Below are 21,210 nucleotides of genomic sequence, written 5' to 3'. Positions count from 1 at the left end.
GACCTCTGAATTATTATTAATATAACTTAGGAAGTTACTTTTACTCTTTAAAATTTCATTCTCTTTTTCTCTATTAAAATCAATAAAGTACTCTATGTGATCGTTACAGAAGTTAATGAAATCTCTTTTTGAAATACTTTTCTGTAAAATTTCAAGTAGTACATTTTCATCGAATTTTCTCTTGCTAAACCTTGAATAAAACTTTACAAATAATTCATTGCTAATTTCTTTGAATTCGGCAGGATGGAAGGTGTCAAATGGATCATTAAAATTTATCGGATTATTGAAGAATATTTGATTCTTTTGAAGATTCCTTAAGGAATATGAATTTATAGGAGAATATTTAAACATTATGAAAATATATTAGTGTTTTGGTTGTATTGATCCCAACTCATTTATATGCACAGTAAAGTTACATAATATTCTCATATCAAATTATCTCTTAAAATGAGCTTCCATCTTAATATCATTTACCATGAACAATCATATTCGGGAAAAATCTAAACAATGCGATCTTCATTCTCTAGTTCTATTTCTTAAATAGTAAAAACATATTGCCAATAAAATCACGAAAGCGCCAACTGTAAACAGCAACCAATTAAATGATTGAGGAACATAATTCTGACTGGCTTCAAACAATACTTCTTTGGAAGAAAGCGACCAAATAGATGCATTTGGATTATTGATAATAATGTAATTACAGTAATCCCATGTCCAAGACATAATTACAATGATGGAACCTGTAATAAATAACAGCCATTCTTTTAAGTTGATTCGAGCCTTTATCCCTTTATTATCAAAGCACACCATTATGTTGGCAAGTGCTATCATTTGAAATGTAATGATAAGAGGCGACAAAACTGGTCCAACCCAGGGAATCGGAATGAGAAACAGAACGTCCCAAGTCATTAATGATTGAGGCCAGCCGACTAGTATATAAAGAAATATATAGTAGAAAATGTCCCAAACGGCAAAGGAAAAGAGGAAAAAGGCAAATCGCTGAACAGCATTTTTTCCAGCTAGTATTGCAATTCCCACAAGCATAATCATTGTAGCTACTTCTCTCAAAAGTTCTGTAATAACAATGTCCTTACCTATCGGATTGAGTGGGAAACAAAAGCCTTCAGGGTAATATATTTTACGTAAGTAAACTACCACGGAGGTTTCAAGAAAACCCATTGCGATACTGAATATTGCTAGCCAAATGAAAGTTTTCCTAAGTACTATTTTCATTCTAAAGTTAGAATTGGTGCTAACTAATTTATATCTGTAGTAAAGTTACATAATATTCCCCAATACAATCTCTTTCTGATTAAGCAGATATAAAACAAAAATTTACCTTTGCCCAAAATTAAAATTATGGATTACAGCCAAATTCTCCAACAAGTTTATACAGAAAGCCAAGCCTTTGCTTCAAAAGGAAGTATAGCTAATTATATTCCTGAATTATCAAATGTCAATCCCGATAAATTTGGTATTTTTCTCCAGACGAAAGATGGTGATAGTTTTGAATTAGGCGATAGCCAAGAGCGTTTTTCTATTCAGAGCATTTCAAAAGTTTTTACTTTATCGATGGCGTTTTCTCTTTTGGGTGAGAAAATATGGAAGCGTGTTGGTGTTGAGCCTTCGGGTAGCCCTTTTAATTCTATTGTTCAGCTTGAATATGAGAATGGGATACCTCGTAATCCTTTTATAAATGCCGGTGCTTTAGTTATTGCCGACATTTTACTGTCGCATTTAGAAAATCCTAAAGAAGAACTTCTTGATTTTGTATACAATTTAACAGGAGATAAAACAATAAATTTTGATCCTAAAGTGGCACAATCAGAAAAAGAAACCGGACATCATAATGCCTCTTTAGTACATTTGCTTAAAGCTCATGGTAATATCCAAAATTCTTGCGAAGATGTACTCGATTTCTATTATCACCAATGTTCAATTAGTATGAGCTGCAAACAATTGGCACAAGCTATTTCGCCTTATGCGTCCCTTACAAACTCATTCCACTTTTCGTCGGTGCAATTAAGTAAAAGTCAGGTAAAACGCATAAATGCTATTATGCTTTCGTGCGGTTTTTATGATGAATCCGGCGAATTTGCTTTTACAGTAGGCCTTCCCGGGAAGAGTGGTGTTGGTGGTGGTATTATCGCTTTTCAACCTAATAAATATACAATTGCCGTTTGGAGTCCGCGACTAAATAAAAAAGGGAATTCGGCTCGTGGAATGAAAGCATTAGAAATCTTCACAACAAAAAGCGGGCAATCAATATTTTAAAAAGAAATATAATCAAGAGGATTTACCGGAGAGCCATTTGCCCATAATTCAAAATGTAAATGAGGGCCACTACTCTGCTCTCCACTATCGCCAATAATTGCAATTGGATCGCCCGATTTAACAATATCGCCTTGCTGCTTTAAAAGGGCAGAATTGTGTTTATAAACAGAAATAAAATTATTGGGATGCTGAATAGCAATAACATATCCCGTATTAATTGTCCAATCGGAAAAAATCACTATTCCGTCATAAACTGATTTTACGGCATCATTTCTCTCAGAAACCAAATCAATAGCAAAATGTTTTAATGCAGCATTAAAATGATTAGTAATAATCCCATTAATGGGTTTAAAAAAAACCATTAATCCTTTATCTGTAATATTACGATCATAATCAACAGCTTGCGCATCGTAAAAATAAAGATTATACGCACTTTGACTTTCTACTTCAGCTCGTAAAATAGAGTCCTCAACAGAAGTAGTATTTTTAATATTACTATAATCGTAAATTTCTGGCTGACCCTGATTTTCATTATTCCCAAAATCCTCGCCTCTTAAAATACGCTGAATATTAGACATATAGCGATTTTGTAACGTATATCTGTGTTCTAAGGAGTCTAAAGCAAGTTCCATTTTATAAACCTGAGAGGCTAAATGCGGATCGGTATAGCCAGGGATGTACTCACGTACAGAAGTAAAGGCTAAAATGTAAATCATAATACCAATCCAGAACAAAGAAAAAACACTTACGATACCTATAACATTGAGTTGCGATAAACGAAGACTAATTTTTTGCTCAAAATTATCTTCATTCATCAAAACTAAGCGGTACTTATACCTGAGTTTCTCTAATCGTTTTTTGTCTTTATGTTTTTCCATCTTATCTTCGCAAAGATATGGATTAAATGATTTTTATCTCAAAAACAACACAATTTATCACATTAGAGCAAAAATTATTTCAATTCCTGCTATAAATCAAATGTTTTCAGAAAAATTAAAATATTTTTGCAAGATTACAGTTTACAGATAGTGTCATTGAAACAATTAAAATCAATCAATAAGTTTAAATCCGTTTTTTCAAAAAACAGAATCGTACTTTTATTTGTATTGCTCTTACTATCGTCTTGTTCTACAAAAAAGAACACCTTTAGCCGACGTACCTACCATAATCTTACCGCTCACTACAATAGTTGGTGGAATGGAAATGAAAGTCTAAAAAACGGAATAGCAAAATTAAATAAGAATGTTACCGATGATTATACTAAAACATTATTTGTTTTCAATTATGGCGACGAAACACAGGCATCTTCTATTTCGGCTGATATGGACAGAGCTATTGAAAAGGGTTCTATTACAGCTCTAAGGCATAGTATGTGGTTTAAAAATAGAGAGCATTGTAAGTGGATAGACGATAGCTATTTACTAATTGGCAAAGCCAACTTCTTAAAGCAAGAATACACCAGTGCTCGCCAAAGTTTTAATTTTATTATCAGTAGATATTATTACAATAAAATTAAAGACGATGCTCTACTTTGGCTAGCTAAAACATTTATAGAAACCGGAAATTTTCAAAAAGCACTTAGTCTCTTAAACGAGTTAAGTATTATTTCTGATGAAGAACAAACACCCTTTATAAGAAAGAATTTAGACTTGGTTTATGCCGATTTATATTTAAAAAGCAAGCAAGCTGAGAAAGCGAAACCTCATTTAGAGCATGCTTTAGAATTACCTATAAATAGAAAAACAATTGCTCGTATATCATATATTTTGGCACAGCTGAACCAAGAAGACAATCAGCCGGGAATAGCAAGCACTTATTATCAAAGAGTTATTAAGTTAAATACCAATTACAGAATGGCTTTTAATGCAAAAATCAATATGGCATTTTTGTATACTCACAATTCTGAGGGAGGCAAAGACTTACGTAAGAACTTGCTTAAAATGCTAAAAGATAGCAAAAACAAGAATTATTTAGATCAGATTTATTATGCCTTGGCAGATATTGACATAAAAGATAATGATAGTCTGTCTGCCATTAAAAATTTGAGAGCAGCAGTAAAAAGCAGTACCGAAAATAAAACACAAAAAGCAAAAGCAGCATTAAAAGTCGCCGAGCTATTATTTAATAAAGGGCGTTTTTCATTAGCTGCTAATTATTACGATACTGCTATCCAGCAATTACCTGTTGCCTACGATAATTACAATCAAATTATAAAAGAAGCCGGTATTTATAATAATTTATCTAAGCAGCTTAGTATTGTTCAACAACAAGACAGCCTTTTACTTCTTGGACAACTTCCTGATTCTAAATTATATGCTATAGCCGACAGTATCATTTCCCTTATCAGAGAAAAAGAAGATCAAAAACGCGATGAGGAATTTGCTAAACAACAAAGCATTGCTATGGGAAATCAGATGAGAAGTTCGCCTGGAGGAATGGGAATGCCTTTAGGGGGTGGACAATGGTACTTTTATAATCCCCAAGCCAGAAGTATGGGCTATACCGAATTTATTGCAAAATGGGGGAATAGAGCTTTGGCGGATAACTGGAGATTAAGTAATAAACGGGCTGTAAATACAGCTGGGGTTGACATTAATAAAGACGAAGAGCTAAACAAAAACACCAACGACAGCTTAAGTGGCGGATCAGACACAGACCCAAAATCACGAAATTATTATTTAAAAAATATTCCTCGTACAGAAGAACAAATTGCTAATGCAAACACACAAATTGCCAATGCACTTTATCAAGCCGGATTTATTTACAAAGAAGACTTAAAACTAAATAACAAAGCCCTTTTAATTTTCGAGGATTTTGTCAAACGCATTAAAAACCATCCTCAGCAATTACAAGTTTATTTTCAACTGTATCAACTCTATGATAAAAATACAGACGCAGATAAAAAAAATAAATATAAAAACTTAATTATAAGTAATTATCCGAACACCGATTACGCTATTTTGGTTCAAGACCCGAATTATTATCGTGAGATGGAGAAAAAGCAAAGCTATTTTAAAGAGCAATACAAACGCACCTATCAAGCCTTTGAAAAAGGTCAATATTTACTTTCTTTACATCACGCTAATCAAGCATTAAGCAAAGCGGAAAATAATCCATTAAAAGCCAATTTTTTATATATAAAAGCCCTTTCGATGGCACAAACAAGTGTGGTCGATTCTCTATATGCTAATTTGGAAAAACTAATAAACCTCTATCCTAATGCAGAAATAACACCACAAGCCAAAAATATTTTATCACGTCGAGGAAAGGCATTCGAGTCTATTGAAACGCCTGATAACACTACCGATATTTCTCTTGACAAATTGCTTAATGACGCTTTAAAACTTTATACTTTTAATCCTAATGACAAACAGTATGTATTAATAATTATTGATGCAGAAAAAATAAATGTAAAAGCGATTCAAGTTAGAATACAAGACTTTAATAAAAAGCAAATACAAAACCTAAGTCTTACCTCCTATCCTTTTGTCAATCAAGAATATGTAATTAGTATTGGAGAATTCACAAATCAAGATGATGCTATGAAATATTATAAGTCCTTCATTTCTGACAGCTACGTTTTTCCTGCTCTTCTTAGGAATGATTCCAAAACTTTTGTAATTTCGGCTGAAAATTATTCGCGTTTCTTTAACGATAAGAATATTGAAAAATACGATTCATTTTTCAAAAAAAAATATAAATACTAATGTTTAGTAATTCTAAAGATAAAAAAATGGCAAAAAACGGGGAATTCGATACTAATGCGGTTACAACTATCAGTATGGGAACGATAGTAAAAGGAGATATTACTTCTGAGGGAGATTTTAGAATAGTTGGTAAACTAATAGGAAGCATTAGGTCTACCGGAAAAGTTGTTATCGGACAAAGTGGTATTGTAGAAGGAGATATTTTCTGTCAGAATGCAGATTTTGCGGGAACAATAAAAGGTAATGTTGAAGTTGAAAAACTCCTATTTTTAAAAACTACAGTTAACTTAAACGGAAACATTAAAACCGGTAAATTATCAATTGAATCCGGAGCTCTATTCAGCGGACAATGCACTATGAATAATTCAGGTTCAAAAGTACCTAATGAAAACAAACAAACCAAAAAAGGATCTTAATGCCTATGTAAAATATTCCGGCTTAGCACTTCAGATGGGAGTGATAATTGGGGTTGGGATGTTTGGTGGGGTGCAGTTAGACAAGCTCACATCTTGGCAATTCCCTTTATTTACATTAATTTTATCTCTTGCTTCAGTTGCCTTGGCTATTTATATTGCCATTAAAGATTTTATTAAAAAATAGATATCATTATGGATAATACTATACAGACATTTAGTAAAAATTTAATTATTCTATCGCTAATAAGCATAGCGTTAACATATGGTTTAACATACCTTATACCTGAGAATTTAATAAGCAGCTCATGGCCTTATATTATTTTATTCTTTTTTACAATAAGTCTTTTGGTTCATCGGTACTTGCTTAAAAAATCAGGAGGGCAACACGCTAAATTTATCAATGCCTTCTTATTAACCACCACCATAAAACTACTACTTTTCTTAGCTGTTATAGTTATTTACGTACTATTGAATAGGGATGATGCCATAGGATTTATTCTTACTTTTTTTACTTACTATCTCATTTTTACCTCGTTTGAGATTATTTCTATTTTAAAATATCTAAGAACAGCTCAAAAAAAATAATTGAGTTATTCCAATTTTTCTTAAACCATAATCAAATTATTTATATCAATGCTTTTTGTACCTTTGAATCGGATATAAAATCTGCACACTATGATATATATTACTCGGCGCGAACGTTTTACCGCAGCACATCGCTTATTTAGGGAGGAATATTCCGACGAAGAAAATATGGAAGTGTTTGGTAAATGTTCTAATCCCAATTGGCACGGACATAATTATCAATTATTTGTAACTGTAAAAGGAGAAATTAATCCGGAAACCGGATTTTTAATTAATCTTACCGACTTAAAAAATATTATTCGAGAAAAGATTATAGATAAAGTTGATCATAAGAACCTTAATATAGAAGTAGATTTTTTAAAAAATAAATTTACAAGCACAGAAGTAATAGCAGTTTCTATTTGGAAAGAATTAGAAAACAACATTAAAAATATGGGAGCGACTCTTCATTGTGTCAAAATATCCGAAACTGAAAATAATTCAGTTGAATATTATGGTGAATAAAAGTCTTCACATTAAAAACAGAAAATTTTAAATACTATGTACGATTACGAAAGAATAGATAAATGGAACCCTGAAAAACTTGATAAACTAAGCCAACACTATCTTGAAATTTTAAAACTCTTAGGTGAAGACCCTAAGAGAGAAGGTCTGATAGACACCCCTCTGCGTGTAGGAAAAGCTATGCAATTTTTAACACAAGGCTATGATGTAGATCCTAGAGAAATTTTACGTTCTGCTATGTTTAAAGAAGACTATCGCGAAATGGTAATTGTTAAAGACATTGAAGTATATTCCATGTGCGAGCATCATATGATACCATTTATTGGCAGAGCACATGTAGCATATATTCCTGATGGATATATTACCGGATTGAGCAAAATTGCAAGAGTAGTTGAAGCCTTTGCTCGCAGACTTCAAGTTCAAGAGCGTTTAACCACCCAAATAAAAGATGCTATTCAAGATACACTTAATCCGTTAGGAGTAGCAGTTGTTATTGAAGCAAAACATCTATGTATGGCTATGCGCGGAGTACAAAAACAAAATTCTGTCACTACCACTTCCGATTTTACCGGAGCATTCAAAAGAAAAGAAACACGCGAAGAATTTATACATCTTATAAGCACTAATCTTCACGGCTGACAAAAAGTCAATTATTGTTAATATTTATTGCTTTGGTACAATATTTTATATCCTTGCATCAAGAAACATATAATTACTAAAAAATGAATATACCACAAAATAGATTTGAACAGACTTTTTCGTCAAACTCACAAACACAAAGTCTTGCTAAAACGTTTATGACAACTGTTTTTGGCTGGATGTTTTTGGCTTTAGGAATAACCGCTGTAACAGCTTATTTATTTGCATCAAGCGAAAGCTTACTTTCTTTAATGTATAACGAAACAGGAATGTCTATACTCGGTTGGGTCGTTATGCTAGCTCCTTTCGGATTGGTAATGTTTATGTCGTTTAAGTTTCAGACAATGAGCCGAGCAAATCTCAGTTTCATGTTTTTAATCTATTCCATATTAATGGGAATGAGCCTTAGCTTTATTTTACTGATTTACACTCAGGCTAGCGTATTTTCTACTTTTATAGTTACTTCGGGCACTTTTGGATTAATGGCTGTATTAGGCTATACCACAAATACCGATTTAACTAAGTTTGGTTCCATATTGTTTATGGCTCTTATAGGTATTATCTTAGCTAGTCTGGTCAACTTCTTTATGCATAGCGGTACACTTGAATACATTATAAGTATTGGCGGCGTACTAATTTTTACAGGACTTACTGCTTATGACGTACAAAAGCTAAAACGAATAGGAATGGCAACAGGAGAATATGCAGGAGAATCAAAAGATAAATTGGCAATTATGGGTGCTTTAACCCTTTATCTCGATTTTATTAATTTGTTTTTATTCCTACTTCGTTTTATGGGAAATAGAAAGTAAACAAAAAATATTTTTTATACTTGCACGGACAAAAAAATTGTCCGTGTTTTTTTATTAAAAAGAAAATATGAAAGCATTTGTATTCCCCGGACAGGGAGCTCAGTATATAGGAATGGGAAAAGATTTATATGAGAATTCTCCCCGAGCAAAAGAATTATTTGAAAAAGCCAACAAAATATTAGGATTCAGAATTACCGATATAATGTTTCAAGGTACTGATGAAGACTTGAAAGAAACAAAAGTAACACAACCGGCTATCTTTTTACATTCGGTAATTTTAGCCGAAATTATGGGTGATGATTTTAAACCTGATATGGTTGCAGGTCACTCATTAGGCGAATTTTCTGCTTTAGTTGCCAATAAAACTTTAACTTTTGGAGACGGATTAAAACTTGTTTCACAACGGGCTATGGCAATGCAAGAAGCCTGTGAAATTGAACCTTCGACTATGGCTGCCATTATAGGAATGGAAGACGAAAAAGTTATAAAGATATGTGCAGAAATAGATGAAATTGTTGTTCCTGCTAATTTTAATTGTCCCGGACAATTAGTTATAAGTGGTTCTCTTAAAGGTATTGAAATTGCCTGTAAAAAATTAACGGAAGCCGGAGCAAAAATGGCTATTCCTTTAAACGTTGGAGGTGCTTTTCATAGTCCATTAATGAAACCGGCAGCGGTAAAACTAGCAATGGCTATTGAGAATACAAATTTCAAAGAAGGCAGTTGTCCAATTTATCAAAACGTAACAGGACAATCCGTTACAAACTCAGCTATCATTAAAGAAAATCTGGTAAAGCAATTGACGGCACCTGTACGATGGACTCAGATAATGACTAATATGTTGGCCGATGGTATGACAGAATTAACAGAAGTAGGTCCCGGAAATGTATTACAAGGGCTATTGAAAAAAGTAAATAGAAAGTTACCTTCAAAAAGTGCACAAATTGAGTTTTAACTCAATTTGTGCTTAACTTTTCTTAGTTCTTCCGTAAGTCAGTCAAAATTTGTTTAGCTTTTTCTTTAAAATAACTTTCTGTATTTGTTATCTGATCGAATAGTTCAATAGCTTCAGACTTCTTTTCTAATTTGACTAAACATAATCCTTTATACCATTGCGCCTGATCATAAAACAGGTTCAAATAATCTTCTATCACATAATCGAACTTAGAAATAGCAATTTGGTAATTATCAAGTTCCATATTTGCTACTCCGGCATAATAATTTGCCGTAATACTGGTAGGTAATTTATTAAACTCTGTTAATGCAGCCGAGAACTCTTTCTTTTCAAGAAACGTCATACCAAGATGCAAAACATCCGTATCGAAATTAGCAACACTTCTTGTATTAACAAAAACCTCATCCTCTTGATAATACTTATTATAAAGGTCTTGATTCCAATCTTGTTGATTTACTCCCGCAAACCAATAAGCACCTACCATAAATAATACTGCTACTGCAGCAGCTATCGAATACCAATTTCGTTTAATTAATTGTATCATTTTAGCCTCCTTTTTTGTTACATACATTTCTTCATAAATTGAATCTAACTTACTTCTAAGATCCATCGATTTTTTGTCTTTTAAATTAGAGAATAACTGTTTGAAAAGTTCAAACTCTTTCCTGAAATCATCATCTGTAGCCAGATTATGATCAAAACGAGCAGACTGTTCCTCATTTAATTCGTTAAAGATTTTCGCTAGCATTAATTCTTCGTGATCTTTTTTCATAATAACTCCTTAAACAAAGTATCCTTTCTTATTTTTTCTATCAACAATTTTAAACATTCCGATTTGCGTTTACGTACATAAGCCCCACTTTTCAGATTCATTTTTACAGCAATTTCCTTGTGACTATAATAATCCATAGATAATTCCAATATTTTTTGGCAATTTTCAGATAATTGTTTCAAACAACTATTAAATAAATTGTTCTGCAAAGCTCTTGTGGCAAGAAAACTAATATCATCACTATTCACGTCAATTTCATCATTAAAATCCAAGGCATAGTCTATAGGATTTGTTTTTTTTCTCTTTCTGAAATCGAGCCAAGTGTTTTTAACCACTGCATAGAAAAAAGTAAAAAAAGAACTTGTAATTTTAAAATTGCTGTCTTGCAATTTGTTATAAATAACTATAATTACTTCCTGAAAGATATCCCGAGCCTGTTCTTCGCTGCCAAAAGAATTTAAAACTAAATTTCTAACAGCTCCGTAATAATTTTTATAAATAAAATTCAAAACATTATCATTTCCATGCCTTAAACCTTCTATAATTTCTCTGTCGTTATACCTTTCTTTCTTCACTCTATTTATGGTTGATTTTAGCAAAACGTTACCCTAAAAACCCAACTTTTTTTCATTTATTTTTTATTTTACTCATAACCTGATAGTTACAAGCCTACATTTTATCCATTTTTAAGGTAAAATCGACAAAAACAGGCAAATGATCACTAAATCCACCCCTATATTCCCCCCCAAAAAAGGTACGAAAAGGCATGTTTCCTAAAAATTTAGCATCTTCTTGCAATAAAAAATCAGCATCAAAAATTTGAGCTTCCCCATTTACAAAGATAGGCTTATCTTGTGAAAGTAGAACTGGCGAAACCATAATTTGATCCAAAATACCCCATTGTCCATCATATTTATTTGTTCCAACAGTATAATCGTTCTTAGGCATAAGGTTTATTAATCTATTATTAAGATCTTTCCCTGCTTTTAGCTCCTTTTTTATACTTTGGTTAAATGGATAATCGTTAAAATCGCCCATTACTACTATAGCAGCATTTTTATTTTCTTGTAAAATTGAATCTATATGTTTAGCTAATTGCTGTGCAACGAAAATTCTTTTTGGTCTCGAAAAAAGCTCACCGCCATATCGAGATGGCCAATGGTTAACAAAAATATGAAGTGTATCTCTACCAAAGACAAGTCCTTTTACATATAAAATATCCCTTGTCTTTAATTCTTTATCGAATGGAAAATTTATAGTAATAGCTTTATGATTAATAACTTGGAATACTTTTGGGTTAAAGAGCAAAGCCACATCAATGCCTCTCCTATCAGGTGATTCTTCGTGAATTATACGATAATCAAATTGAGAAAAAGGCGTTTTATAAACCAACTGATTTAAGACAAAACGATTTTCCACTTCGCTAAGTCCAATAATAGCAGGAGGCTCCCACTCTCCAACGGCCATAATTGTTTTATAAATATTATTTCTCTTTTTTAAAAAGCGTGAATAATTCCAGTTTCTTATTCCGTCAGGCAAGAATTCGTTATCATTTGTTAAAGTATCGTCAAAAGAATCAAAATAATTTTCAACATTATAAAACATCAGCCTAAATGTTTTTTCTTGTTCATTATTGGCTTTATGCTCTTGTGCAAATAATAAAAATGGAAATACGATAAGAAATAAAACTAATAAACTCAGTTTTTTTCTTTCAATATAAAAACGAGTATCCTTATATATCCAAAGGATCATATATTTGTTTTAATGCAAAACAGCTAAAAGAAGTTCCAAATCACGATAAGCCAAGTGAAAAGTTTCCCCAATTTCTTTATATGTAACCACTCCGTTAAACAGATAAACTCCCGACCGAAAGCCTTCGTCATTTCGTAAAAGTTGATCTACACCACCATCCTCGGCTATTTGTAAAATCACAGGCATAAAGAAATTAGACAAAGCTTGACTTGCAGTGTGAGGCACACTAGAAGCTATATTTGGAACACAATAGTGTGTTACTCCAAACTCTTGATATACCGGTTTAATATGTGTTGTAAGACGAGAAGTCTCAAATAACCCACCCTGATCTATACTTACATCGACTATTACAGATCCCTTTTTCATTTTTTGAATCATAGTAGCCGGAACCATAAACGATAATATACCTTTTCTTTTTCGCATAGCGCCTAAAACCACATCGGCAGTAGTTAGTGCCTCTTCTAAATTTTTTGGTTGCAAAATAGATGTAAATATTTTACTTTGGATATTATTTTGAAGTCGCCGTAAACGATAAACCGAATTATCAAAAACTTTCACAAGAGCACCCATTCCTATTGCAGCTTTAGCAGCATTTTCTGCAACAGTTCCTGCGCCGATAATAACCACTTCAGTAGGTTTTAATCCGGGAATCCCTCCTAACATACTACCATTTCCGTATTTATGATGAGCTAAATATTTTGCTGCAACATGCAAAGATGTATTTCCAACAATTTCGCCCATAGAGCGAATGATAGGATAAGATCCTGTATTATCTTTTATTTTCTCAAAGGCTAAAGCAGTTATCTTCCGCTCAGCTAATTGCATAAAATAGTTTTTGTCTCGCGACAATAATTGCAAAGTGGTAAATAAAGTCTGGTTTTTTCCCAAACTAGCTATTTCCTTTTCATTCAAAGCAGAAACTTTTAATATTATCTGCGCTTTTAGAAGCTCTTCTTTTGATTCTACAATACGGGCACCCTCTTCACTATAATTTACATCTTCGAATTGCGATGCCAATCCGGCACCTCGTTCAACAAGGATAGTATGTCCGTTCTGAACAAGTAATCCAACGGCTTCAGGGCTTAAGCAAACTCTTCTTTCAGTGTCACTATTTTCTTTTAAAACAGCTATGGTTAAACTTGCCTTTTTAGGCGAAGAAGCTAATTTTTCTTCTTTAGGCATCAACTGTGTTGAAAAGGAAAAATTTGAAATATTTTTTTCGTCAGCTACCATATAAATAAGGTTGTTTCAGGATTTACACTTCCCAAGAAATAGTACGCAAACCTGTATTATCCTCCGATTTAATGTAAACGTATACGCAATTTTCAGGCAAAAGGTTCTCAATTTTCTCCGGCCATTCCATTAAACATAAATAACCACTTTCTACATATTCGTGATAGCCAATATCAACAGCTTCGCCGGGAGAATTTAAACGATAAAAATCAAAATGAAATATTGGATCTCCATTAGGATGAACGTACTCATTCACTATGGCAAAAGTTGGAGAATTAACTACATTTTCTACTCCAAGTACTTCGCAAATAGATTGAATAAAAGTAGTTTTCCCTGCTCCCATCGATCCGAAAAATGCAAAAACATTTGCTTTATTCATACTTTCGACTAATGCTTCGGCAACAACTTTTAGTTCATTAACCGACTGAATAGTAAAAGATTTAGTCATTTGTTTATATTTTTTTATTTAGACACAACCCAAACTTCTTATATCTGAGTCATCAAGAATATTTTATACAAAAATAGAAAAAACAACTTTACTTAGCTTTTAAAAACACTAAGGGAATTAGCATTTCTTCCATTGAAATTCCTCCATGCTGAAATGTATTTTTATAGTGAGACGCATAATAATTAAAGTTATTTTTATATGCGAAAAAATCAGTTTGACGAGCAAAAATAAAACTTGAAGAAAGATACTGCTTTGTCAGGCCAACTTCTTCAGGATTTCTAAGCTCAAATACTTCTTTAGGTTTATAAGCCAGATTTTTACCTGTTTTATATCGTAGATTAGAACTAACGTTTTTATCTCCAATAATTTGAACAGGATTTTTTACACGAATGGATCCATGATCGGTAGTAATTATTACACTAACTTTTTTTTCAGATAAGTATTTTAGCATATCAAAAAGCGGCGAATGTTCAAACCAAGAACGGGTTATTGAACGATAAGCAGATTCGTCTTCAGCAAGTTCGCGCAGTATCTCTAAATCGGTACGTGCATGTGACAGCATATCCACAAAATTGTATACAATTACATTAAATTGATTATTTAACAAATTCGGGAATTTATCAAGCAAACGCTTTGCAAAATCCATATTCAAAACTTTATGATATGAAAAAGAAGGATTGATATGAGAACGAGAAAATAAATTTGAAAGCAACTCCTCTTCATAGCTATTTTTTCCCGGAGTTTCCAATTCATCAACCCAATACTGTGGCATTTTCTTTTGAATTTCTAAGGGCATCATTCCGGCAAATAATCCATTTCTGGCATACTGTGTTGCTGTTGGTAAGATACTGTAATATAACTCTTCTTTTTCGGCATAAAAATACGGCTCCAACAAAGACTCTATACTTTTCCATTGATCGTAACGCAAGTTATCTATCAAAAATAGAAAAACGGATTTGTCTTTTTGCAATTCAGGCAAAACTCTTTTCTTTAATAACATATGTGAAAGTAAAGGAGTATCAGCATTTCCGGATTTATGCCAATCTACATAATTCCTACTAATAAATTTGCCAAACAGAGCATTAGCTTCTTCTTTTTGTTGTAAAAGAATTTCGCTCATACTATCATCTTCAGATATATCTAAACTCAGCTCCCAATGAACAAGCTTTTTATAAATATCTATCCAATCATTAAAATCTAAATTGCCCGACAATTCCATACTAATATTCCTGAACTGCTGCTGATATGAACTGATAGTTTTTTCGCTAACCAATTTTTTTGTATCCAAATTCTTTTTAAGCGAAAGTAAGATTTGATTTGGCTTTACCGGCTTTATCAAATAATCAGCAATATTAGATCCGATAGCATCTTCCATAATCGATTCTTCTTCACTTTTTGTTATCATCACTATGGGTAATTGCGGATGACTAACCTTTATTTTTTCAAGAGTTTCGATACCTGATAAACCAGGCATATTCTCATCTAAAAAAACAATATCAAAACGCTCATTATCAATTAATTCAATAGCATCCATCCCATTATTTAATGCTTTAACACTATATCCCTTCTGTTCAAGAAATAAAATATGAGGTTTTAAGATTTCAATTTCGTCATCAACCCAAAGAATTTTCGCCTGTTTCATTTTTTAAATATTTTATGCTCTTTCAAAAACCAAGTAAATATCAATCTATTTTCCCTCGTTTTTCAAAATTATTGCAAATTACACTTTCTTATACTATCCAAAACTGAGATACGCTGTTAATCTTTGTTAATTCAGCCTTGGACAAACTAATTCAGTATCTTTGTTATTAAATAGTTATGAATATTACCTACTATTCATACCAAAGTATTAGCTTTGCACCAAGCCTTTAGATGACTTATGAAACGCTCAACAACGAATAAAAGAAAAATTTTTAACGATCCTGTTTATGGATTTATTTCTATTCCTAACCCTCTTTTATTCGATTTAATTGAACATCCTTACTTTCAAAGACTCAGAAGAATAAAACAATTAGGTTTATCGCATTTGGTTTATCCCGGTGCAATACATTCGCGTTTTCAACACTCTATGGGGACGCTTTTTTTAATGAGTCATGCCTTAAGAACTCTAACTGAAAAAGGTATTTATATTTCGGAAGAAGAACAAACAGCGACCTATATTGCAATATTATTACACGATATTGGACATGGACCATATTCGCACACTTTGGAAGGAATACTGATTCGAGACATCACCCATGAAGAGATAACAAATTATCTGCTTGATTTACTAAATAAAGAATTTAGTGGAAAATTAGACTTAGCTATTTCTATTTTTAGAAATACATACAAACGCGGTTTTTTTCATCAATTAGTAAGTAGCCAGCTCGATATGGATCGTTTAGATTATCTTCGTCGAGACAGTTTTTTTACCGGCGTTTCGGAAGGAGTAATCGGAACCGAGCGCCTCATAAAAATGTTAAATGTAGTTGATGACAAAATAGTTGTTGAAGAAAAAGGTATTTATTCTGTCGAAAAATTTTTAGTTGCGCGCCGCTTAATGTATTGGCAAGTTTATTTACACAAAACCGTTTTGGTAGCAGAACATCTTCTCATTCAAATTATTCAGCGAGCAAAAAATCTCAGTATAGATAAAAAATTATCAGTTTTCGGTTCACCGGCTTTTCAATTTTTCTTAAATGAGCATCCTAATAAATCGGCATTCTTCAATAATCGCGAAGTATTGGATAGTTTTGTTGAAATGGATGATTTTGATATCATGGGAGCCATAAAAGTATGGACAAAACATCCCGACAAAAGCCTTTCCTTACTTAGTCGGATGTTGATTAACAGACATTTACCTAAAATCCGAATTCAAAATGAGAAATACAATTCTGCTGAACTGAATAGTATTCGTTCTTCTATTGCAAAAAAATACAATATCCCTTTTGAAGAAAGTAAACATTTTGTTGTGAACGGAACCGTTAGCAACAGAGCGTATAACCAAATACACGACGGAATATTTATTGCATCAAAAACGGGTGAACTTACCGATATTGCTACAGCATCGGATAATTTCAACATCCAAACACTTTCAAAACCAGTAAAAAAATATTTTCTTTTTTATCCTAAAGATATTGAAATAATATAATTTATATTAATTGCTAAAAACCACTTTATACATATGAAATTCACAGCCGAACAAATTGCCAAAGTCCTCAATGGGAAAATTGAGGGAAACAAGGAAGCAGAAGTTACTACACTTTCAAAAATTGAAGAAGGAAAAGTAGGCTCCTTAAGTTTTTTAGCTAATCCAAAATACACTCCTTATATATACAATACTAAAGCAAGCATTGTTATTGTAAATTCCGATTTCCAAGCTTCAAAAGCTTTAGACTGCACTATTATTCGAGTTGCGGATTCTTATACTGCTTTTTCGCAACTACTGGACATGTACAATGAAGTTAAACTAAACAAATCAGGTATTTCTCCTCAAGCAGCAATATCCAAATCAGCAAAAATTGGAAAAAACGTATATATTGGTGAGTTTGCAGTTATTAGCGATAACGCTATTGTTGGAGATAATGCCAAGATTTATCCACAAACTTTTATAGGTGAGAACTGTAAAGTTGGAGAAGACACAACTCTATTTCCCGGAGTAAAAATTTATTCTGACTGCGTAATTGGTAATAATTGTACTTTTCATGCCGGAGTTGTAATTGGGTCAGATGGCTTTGGTTTTGCTCCGCAAGAAGACGACATGTATAAAAAAGTTGCTCAAATCGGAAATGTTATCATCGAAGATTATGTTGAAATTGGAGCCAACTCTGTCATCGACAGGGCAACATTAGGATCTACTATCATTCGGAAAGGCGTTAAGCTTGACAACCTTATTCAGGTTGCACATAATGTTGAAATCGGAGAGAATACGGTAATGGCAGCACTTAGTGGAATTTCTGGATCTACCAAAATAGGAAAAAACTGTATGATTGGAGGACAAGTAGGAATGAACGGTCATATCAGTATTGGCGATAATGTTAAAATAGGAGCTCAAACAGGAGTAATTAGCAATGTAAAAGACGGACGAACTATCATTGGATCTCCGGCAATTGACGTAGGAGCATTTATGAAAGCATCTGTTTATTTTAAGAAGCTTCCTGAATTAGCTCAAAAGATTAACACATTAGAGAAAAAGCTCAAAGAGAATTAAATTTACCATAGTATTTTTAATTTTAATACATTTGCAGGCGCAAATAAAAGTTAATTGTTTAGTTACAATTATTTTATATCATACTTAAGTCCTGATTAATGACCTTAAAAAAACAAAGAACTCTTAAGAAAGAAACTCATATCTCCGGAATTGGTTTACATACAGGGAAAAACATTACTATTACCTTTAAACCTGCACCTGAAAATTACGGCTTCCGTTTTATTAGAATAGATTTAGAAAATAACCCGATAATAAAAGCTGTTACTCAGAATGTTGTAGACACTTCTCGTGGTACAACAATAGAACAAAGCGGTGCTCGTGTTTATACTATCGAACATGTTCTTTCTGCATTGGTAGGCATGCAAATAGACAATGTGATAATGGAACTAAACGGTCCTGAAATTCCAATATTAGATGGTAGTGCAAAACTATTTATTGCTTTATTTGAAGAAGTGGGTATCAAAGAACAAGATGCACAAAAAGATTATTTTGAACTTAAAGAAACTATTACATACAAAAACGAAGAGAATGGTACTGAATTTATTGCTGTTCCCTCAGATACTTTCCGTTTGAGCGTTATGGTTGATTATGGCTCTGATGTTTTAGGTCCTCAATTTGCAGAAATAAGTAAAATTGAAGACTTTAAGTCGGCAATATCCGAAGCCAAAACTTTTGCATTTTTTCATGAATTAGAATTCCTATTCAAAAAAGGACTAATTAAAGGTGGTGATTTGACAAATGCGCTTGTATTTGTTGATAAAGCAGTTTCTCAGAACGACCTTAACGAAATGGCAAAGCTTTTTAACAAACCTACCGTTTCGATTACAGAAAAAGGCTATTTGAATAATGTAGAGTTATTAGCTAATAACGAACCCGCTAGACACAAGCTATTAGATGTTATCGGAGATTTGGCTTTAGTTGGGCAACCTATTAAAGCTCACATTATTGCTAAAAAACCGGGACATTTCAATAATGTTGAATTTGCCAAAGCGCTACAAAAGGTATCCGTTAAACACAAAGAACTAAAAAAAACACCTCAATTTAATGCACATTCTAAACCTGTTTATAACATCAATGATATAATGAAAATTTTGCCTCATCGACCTCCTTTTTTATTAGTCGATAGGATTTTACAAATTTCAGAAGATCAAATAATCGGGTCGAAAAATGTTACTATGAACGAATCATTCTTTGTTGGACATTTTCCCGAAGAACCTGTTATGCCGGGAGTTCTACAAATAGAAGCAATGGCTCAAACGGGAGGTATTCTGGTACTAAATACCGTCCCTGATCCCGAAAATTATCTCACCTACTTTATGAAAATTGATAATCTTAAATTCAGAAATAAAGTAGTTCCGGGAGATACTCTTTACTTTAAACTAAATTTAATATCACCAATCCGCAGAGGTATTTGCCAAATGAAAGGCGTTGCTTATGTGGGAAATAAAATTGTAATGGAAGGCGAAATGATGGCTCAAATTACAAAGAAAAAATAAACCATATGAATCAACCCCTAGCATACGTTCATCCTGAAGCCAAAGTGGCTAAAAGCGTTGTTATAGAGCCATTTGTAAATATAGAAAAGAACGTAGAAATTGGCGAAGGAACCTGGATAGGTTCTAATGTAACCATTATGGAAGGAGCCAGAATCGGAAAAAATTGTAAAATTTTTCCGGGAGCTGTAATTTCCGCCATACCTCAAGACTTAAAATATGCCGGTGAAGACACCATAGTAAAAATAGGTGATAATACTTCTATTCGAGAATTTGTTACTATTAACAGAGGAACCAAGGCTAATATGGAAACAATTGTTGGAAGCAACTGCTTGCTTATGGCCTATGTTCATATTGCTCACGATTGTATTATTGGAGATCACGTTATTTTAGCAAATGCAGCTACCTTAGCAGGACATATAGAAATTGACGATTGGGCAATTATCGGAGGTCTTTCCGCCGTACATCAATTTGTTAAAATAGGTAAGCATACCATGATTTCCGGAGGTTCTTTAATAGTAAAAGACATCCCTCCTTTTACAAAAGCAGGCAGAGAACCTGTATCATATGTTGGTGTTAACTCCATAGGCCTTGGACGAAGAGGATACAGCCAAGAGCAGATAAATAATATTCAAGATATCTATCGCGAACTTTATTTACGTAACAGAAATGTTACACAAGCAGTTCAATATATAGAAGCTAATATGCCTTATACTGCTATCCGCGATGAGATTCTTCTATTTATTAAAAATTCTGAACGTGGGATAATGAAAGGAAATATAAAAAAATAATATAATACAATGGCAAATACTTCAGATTTCAAAAACGGACTGGTAATAGAATTTAATGGCGATTTATACTCCATCGTCGAATTTCAACATGTTAAACCAGGTAAAGGACCTGCTTTCGTACGATCTAAACTTAAAAATCTAAAAACCGGAAAAGTTATTCCTAATACATTCACAGCCGGAGTAAAAATTAATGTGGAACGTGTTGAACGTAGAAGCTATCAGTTTTTATACAGCGATGGTGATACTATGCATTTTATGAATAACGAAACCTTTGAGCAAACTTTTATTGATAGAGTACTAATAGGGAAACCTGCTGACTTTCTTAAAGAAGGTCAAAATGTGGAAATTCTCTTCCATGCCGAAACGGAAACTCCATTAACCGTTGATTTGCCAGCTTACGTAGTTTTAGAAATCACTTATACAGAACCCGGAGAAAGAGGAAATACCGCTACTAACACTTTTAAAGATGCTACTGTAGAAACAGGTGCAAACGTAAAAGTTCCTCTTTTTATAAATACCGGAGAGTTTATTAAAGTAGACACTCGCTCCGGCAGCTATTCTGAACGCGTTAAAGTTTAAAATCAATTAAAATATTTTAAATAGCAGGAATATATTTATTCCTGCTATTTTTGTTTAAAAA

At 32.8% G+C, this 21,210-nt stretch carries 23 protein-coding genes; 14 read left to right on the top strand and 9 right to left on the bottom strand.

The features are described 5' to 3' along the window. Both J7K39_02780 and J7K39_02775 read right to left on the bottom strand, forming a co-directional pair. The coding region (locus tag J7K39_02780) for a hypothetical protein (GenBank protein MCD6178807.1) at positions 1–351 on the bottom strand (351 nt) is incomplete at its 3' end. Between the two features lie 165 nt (positions 352–516). After that, entirely contained in the window at positions 517–1,233 is a 717-nt protein-coding gene (locus J7K39_02775; protein MCD6178806.1) for a hypothetical protein, read from the bottom strand. A gap of 126 nt (positions 1,234–1,359) precedes the next feature. Between J7K39_02775 and J7K39_02770 the strand changes: the two genes are divergently transcribed. Then, positions 1,360–2,274 carry a glutaminase gene (locus tag J7K39_02770; GenBank protein MCD6178805.1) on the top strand — a complete coding sequence of 305 codons (915 nt, stop codon included), beginning with the start codon at positions 1,360–1,362 and terminating at the stop codon, positions 2,272–2,274. Here the strand turns inward: J7K39_02770 and J7K39_02765 are convergent. Further along, positions 2,271–3,152 (bottom strand): M23 family metallopeptidase, encoded by an 882-nt coding sequence (locus tag J7K39_02765; GenBank protein ID MCD6178804.1) that lies wholly within the window; start codon positions 3,150–3,152, stop codon positions 2,271–2,273. The two genes, J7K39_02770 and J7K39_02765, sit on opposite strands and share 4 nt — an antisense overlap. Positions 3,153–3,278: 126 nt before the next feature. Here J7K39_02765 and J7K39_02760 point away from each other — a divergent pair, with 126 nt between their 5' ends. From J7K39_02760 to fabD, 8 genes are all read left to right on the top strand, one after another. Continuing rightward, on the top strand, positions 3,279–5,981 hold the full coding sequence (locus J7K39_02760) for a tetratricopeptide repeat protein (GenBank protein MCD6178803.1): 2,703 nt from the start codon (positions 3,279–3,281) through the stop codon (positions 5,979–5,981). 26 nt (positions 5,982–6,007) lie between these two features. Continuing rightward, on the top strand, positions 6,008–6,397 hold the full coding sequence (locus J7K39_02755; GenBank protein ID MCD6178802.1) for a polymer-forming cytoskeletal protein: 390 nt from the start codon (positions 6,008–6,010) through the stop codon (positions 6,395–6,397). Then, complete coding sequence (locus tag J7K39_02750) at positions 6,366–6,581, top strand: AtpZ/AtpI family protein (protein ID MCD6178801.1); 216 nt, start codon at positions 6,366–6,368, stop codon at positions 6,579–6,581. Before J7K39_02755 ends, J7K39_02750 begins: the two co-directional genes overlap by 32 nt. Before the next feature lie 8 nt (positions 6,582–6,589). Next, positions 6,590–6,982, top strand: coding sequence for a hypothetical protein (locus J7K39_02745; GenBank protein MCD6178800.1), 393 nt, complete (start codon positions 6,590–6,592; stop codon positions 6,980–6,982). A 90-nt stretch (positions 6,983–7,072) separates the two neighbouring features. Next, a complete protein-coding gene (locus J7K39_02740; protein ID MCD6178799.1) occupies positions 7,073–7,486 on the top strand; it encodes a 6-carboxytetrahydropterin synthase in 414 nt (137 codons plus the stop codon). A 36-nt stretch (positions 7,487–7,522) separates the two neighbouring features. After that, positions 7,523–8,125 (top strand): GTP cyclohydrolase I FolE, encoded by a 603-nt coding sequence (folE, locus tag J7K39_02735; protein MCD6178798.1) that lies wholly within the window; start codon positions 7,523–7,525, stop codon positions 8,123–8,125. Positions 8,126–8,208: 83 nt separating this feature from the next. Further along, a complete protein-coding gene (locus J7K39_02730; protein ID MCD6178797.1) occupies positions 8,209–8,937 on the top strand; it encodes a Bax inhibitor-1/YccA family protein in 729 nt (242 codons plus the stop codon). Positions 8,938–9,004: 67 nt separating this feature from the next. After that, complete coding sequence (fabD, locus tag J7K39_02725) at positions 9,005–9,892, top strand: ACP S-malonyltransferase (GenBank protein ID MCD6178796.1); 888 nt, start codon at positions 9,005–9,007, stop codon at positions 9,890–9,892. Between the two features lie 22 nt (positions 9,893–9,914). Here the strand turns inward: fabD and J7K39_02720 are convergent, their stop codons facing one another. The 6 genes from J7K39_02720 to J7K39_02695 form a co-directional block, all read right to left on the bottom strand. Further along, complete coding sequence (locus J7K39_02720) at positions 9,915–10,664, bottom strand: hypothetical protein (protein MCD6178795.1); 750 nt, start codon at positions 10,662–10,664, stop codon at positions 9,915–9,917. After that, on the bottom strand, positions 10,661–11,239 hold the full coding sequence (locus J7K39_02715) for a sigma-70 family RNA polymerase sigma factor (protein ID MCD6178794.1): 579 nt from the start codon (positions 11,237–11,239) through the stop codon (positions 10,661–10,663). Before J7K39_02715 ends, J7K39_02720 begins: the two co-directional genes overlap by 4 nt. A gap of 94 nt (positions 11,240–11,333) precedes the next feature. Beyond that, complete coding sequence (locus J7K39_02710) at positions 11,334–12,416, bottom strand: endonuclease/exonuclease/phosphatase family protein (protein MCD6178793.1); 1,083 nt, start codon at positions 12,414–12,416, stop codon at positions 11,334–11,336. A 9-nt stretch (positions 12,417–12,425) separates the two neighbouring features. After that, positions 12,426–13,649, bottom strand: a complete 1,224-nt coding sequence (locus J7K39_02705; GenBank protein ID MCD6178792.1) for an alanine dehydrogenase — start codon at positions 13,647–13,649, stop codon at positions 12,426–12,428. 22 nt (positions 13,650–13,671) lie between these two features. Next, positions 13,672–14,097 carry a tRNA (adenosine(37)-N6)-threonylcarbamoyltransferase complex ATPase subunit type 1 TsaE gene (gene tsaE, locus J7K39_02700; GenBank protein ID MCD6178791.1) on the bottom strand — a complete coding sequence of 142 codons (426 nt, stop codon included), beginning with the start codon at positions 14,095–14,097 and terminating at the stop codon, positions 13,672–13,674. 88 nt (positions 14,098–14,185) lie between these two features. Beyond that, complete coding sequence (locus J7K39_02695) at positions 14,186–15,739, bottom strand: bifunctional response regulator/alkaline phosphatase family protein (GenBank protein MCD6178790.1); 1,554 nt, start codon at positions 15,737–15,739, stop codon at positions 14,186–14,188. A 237-nt stretch (positions 15,740–15,976) separates the two neighbouring features. On the opposite strand from J7K39_02695, the gene J7K39_02690 reads away from it, so the two are divergent. The 5 genes from J7K39_02690 (at position 15,977) to efp (ending at position 21,149) form a co-directional block, all read left to right on the top strand. After that, complete coding sequence (locus tag J7K39_02690) at positions 15,977–17,227, top strand: HD domain-containing protein (protein MCD6178789.1); 1,251 nt, start codon at positions 15,977–15,979, stop codon at positions 17,225–17,227. Positions 17,228–17,260: 33 nt separating this feature from the next. Beyond that, positions 17,261–18,286: a UDP-3-O-(3-hydroxymyristoyl)glucosamine N-acyltransferase gene (gene lpxD / locus J7K39_02685; protein MCD6178788.1), complete on the top strand. Its 1,026-nt coding sequence runs from the start codon at positions 17,261–17,263 to the stop codon at positions 18,284–18,286. Between the two features lie 98 nt (positions 18,287–18,384). Beyond that, entirely contained in the window at positions 18,385–19,782 is a 1,398-nt protein-coding gene (locus J7K39_02680) for a bifunctional UDP-3-O-[3-hydroxymyristoyl] N-acetylglucosamine deacetylase/3-hydroxyacyl-ACP dehydratase (protein ID MCD6178787.1), read from the top strand. Between the two features lie 5 nt (positions 19,783–19,787). Continuing rightward, a complete protein-coding gene (gene lpxA, locus J7K39_02675) occupies positions 19,788–20,570 on the top strand; it encodes an acyl-ACP--UDP-N-acetylglucosamine O-acyltransferase (protein ID MCD6178786.1) in 783 nt (260 codons plus the stop codon). A 9-nt stretch (positions 20,571–20,579) separates the two neighbouring features. Continuing rightward, positions 20,580–21,149 carry an elongation factor P gene (gene efp / locus J7K39_02670; GenBank protein MCD6178785.1) on the top strand — a complete coding sequence of 190 codons (570 nt, stop codon included), beginning with the start codon at positions 20,580–20,582 and terminating at the stop codon, positions 21,147–21,149. The last annotated feature ends 61 nt before the right edge of the window (positions 21,150–21,210 follow it).

The organism is Bacteroidales bacterium (assembly GCA_021157585.1).
Taxonomy (GTDB): domain Bacteria; phylum Bacteroidota; class Bacteroidia; order Bacteroidales; family UBA12170; genus UBA12170.
This window is presented reverse-complemented; position numbering and strand designations above follow the sequence as displayed.

Excerpts from the sequence above, each read along its gene's own strand:
- J7K39_02775 (MCD6178806.1), bottom strand. The coding sequence starts at position 1,233 with ATGAAAATAGTACTTAGGAAAACTTTCATTTGGCTAGCAATATTCAGT.
- J7K39_02770 (MCD6178805.1), top strand. The coding sequence starts at position 1,360 with ATGGATTACAGCCAAATTCTCCAACAAGTTTATACAGAAAGCCAAGCC.
- J7K39_02765 (MCD6178804.1), bottom strand. The coding sequence starts at position 3,152 with ATGGAAAAACATAAAGACAAAAAACGATTAGAGAAACTCAGGTATAAG.
- J7K39_02755 (MCD6178802.1), top strand. The coding sequence starts at position 6,008 with ATGGCAAAAAACGGGGAATTCGATACTAATGCGGTTACAACTATCAGT.
- J7K39_02750 (MCD6178801.1), top strand. The coding sequence starts at position 6,366 with ATGAAAACAAACAAACCAAAAAAGGATCTTAATGCCTATGTAAAATAT.
- J7K39_02745 (MCD6178800.1), top strand. The coding sequence starts at position 6,590 with ATGGATAATACTATACAGACATTTAGTAAAAATTTAATTATTCTATCG.
- J7K39_02740 (MCD6178799.1), top strand. The coding sequence starts at position 7,073 with ATGATATATATTACTCGGCGCGAACGTTTTACCGCAGCACATCGCTTA.
- folE (MCD6178798.1), top strand. The coding sequence starts at position 7,523 with ATGTACGATTACGAAAGAATAGATAAATGGAACCCTGAAAAACTTGAT.
- J7K39_02730 (MCD6178797.1), top strand. The coding sequence starts at position 8,209 with ATGAATATACCACAAAATAGATTTGAACAGACTTTTTCGTCAAACTCA.
- fabD (MCD6178796.1), top strand. The coding sequence starts at position 9,005 with ATGAAAGCATTTGTATTCCCCGGACAGGGAGCTCAGTATATAGGAATG.
- J7K39_02720 (MCD6178795.1), bottom strand. The coding sequence starts at position 10,664 with ATGAAAAAAGATCACGAAGAATTAATGCTAGCGAAAATCTTTAACGAA.
- J7K39_02710 (MCD6178793.1), bottom strand. The coding sequence starts at position 12,416 with ATGATCCTTTGGATATATAAGGATACTCGTTTTTATATTGAAAGAAAA.
- J7K39_02705 (MCD6178792.1), bottom strand. The coding sequence starts at position 13,649 with ATGGTAGCTGACGAAAAAAATATTTCAAATTTTTCCTTTTCAACACAG.
- tsaE (MCD6178791.1), bottom strand. The coding sequence starts at position 14,097 with ATGACTAAATCTTTTACTATTCAGTCGGTTAATGAACTAAAAGTTGTT.
- J7K39_02695 (MCD6178790.1), bottom strand. The coding sequence starts at position 15,739 with ATGAAACAGGCGAAAATTCTTTGGGTTGATGACGAAATTGAAATCTTA.
- J7K39_02690 (MCD6178789.1), top strand. The coding sequence starts at position 15,977 with ATGAAACGCTCAACAACGAATAAAAGAAAAATTTTTAACGATCCTGTT.
- lpxD (MCD6178788.1), top strand. The coding sequence starts at position 17,261 with ATGAAATTCACAGCCGAACAAATTGCCAAAGTCCTCAATGGGAAAATT.
- J7K39_02680 (MCD6178787.1), top strand. The coding sequence starts at position 18,385 with ATGACCTTAAAAAAACAAAGAACTCTTAAGAAAGAAACTCATATCTCC.
- lpxA (MCD6178786.1), top strand. The coding sequence starts at position 19,788 with ATGAATCAACCCCTAGCATACGTTCATCCTGAAGCCAAAGTGGCTAAA.
- efp (MCD6178785.1), top strand. The coding sequence starts at position 20,580 with ATGGCAAATACTTCAGATTTCAAAAACGGACTGGTAATAGAATTTAAT.